Origin of the sequence: Rhizobium sp. L43 (assembly GCF_002531725.1) — a bacterium.
Taxonomy (GTDB): Bacteria; Pseudomonadota; Alphaproteobacteria; order Rhizobiales; family Rhizobiaceae; genus Rhizobium.
The window spans coordinates 1-888 of record NZ_NWSQ01000093.1 but is presented as its reverse complement, the minus strand read 5'-3'; the positions used below and the strand labels follow the sequence as shown (position 1 = coordinate 888).

1 protein-coding gene and 1 pseudogene are annotated in these 888 nt (G+C 52.1%); one reads left to right on the top strand and one right to left on the bottom strand.

What is annotated here, in order from left to right:
• A pseudogene (locus tag CO667_RS34570) lies at positions 1–307 on the top strand (hypothetical protein); the annotation flags it as partial.
• A gap of 349 nt (positions 308–656) precedes the next feature.
• Here the strand turns inward: CO667_RS34570 and CO667_RS35700 are convergent.
• The coding region (locus CO667_RS35700; RefSeq protein ID WP_210421759.1) for a hypothetical protein at positions 657–888 on the bottom strand (232 nt) is incomplete at its 5' end.

Here is an 888-nt window from a genome sequence, read left to right as displayed (position 1 = left end):
CCGCTACCGAACCAACAACAGCAACCAAAAACCGCTGGAGCGAACGCAAAACTGGATAAAACTTGGGGGCAAGGTCAGCAGGTCTGCGATTTATCGCGATCTGCAGAAGCTTGGCTTCAGCTTTGCTGATATTGTAAAGTACAACGACTATCATAGTGACGAAGGGCCGGCCGCGCCTTTGATGGTGCGGAATGCTTTTCAGGACAAGGAGGCGTATTTCGACACCTTAAAGAACGCATATCTCAGCTTTTATCTGAGAAAGGACTTTGTCTCGGAGTATGAGAGCCTCGTTGCGAACGGCTACTAGAGCCCTGCTCGGACGTCAGGTCAGGTGTTCCGGCACCTTATCCTTACTCTCGTTTGGGGCTTCGGCAAAGGCCGTCCGGTGATATATTGGTCTATGAGAATGCTACGACGGCAACGGCTTGGGTTCCAAAGTTGGCAGGTGCGACGGACCGGATGCCGTCGCAGCTATTATAGTCCACATATGGTGTTCATTTTTAGGAGAAACTTCTTTCGAAGATCTACAGAGTGCGGGCCGGCCAAGGTTGCCAGATATCGATCAAACTCCGCTTCCAATTCTGTGTGGAATAGTGTGCGGTTCACAGTGATTTGACCATTATCGAAGCGCATTATTGGGCCGCTGACCCCGACCGTCATCTTTTCGGTCGCCCGCTGTGATGGAGTGCGCATCGCCCTTGGCTATAGAACTCGTCAGCCTTCTTCGTCGCCACCATGCCAGCGCCGAGACAATTGATAAATGGCTGCCAGTTGCTCAGGAACTCTCTAAACAGCCGACCGCTTTGACGTGTGTAGAGCGACAATCTGGATGAGATCAGCGCGACAATCTGGATGAGATTCTGGTATCGCGGTCGTCGGCGACGGTAT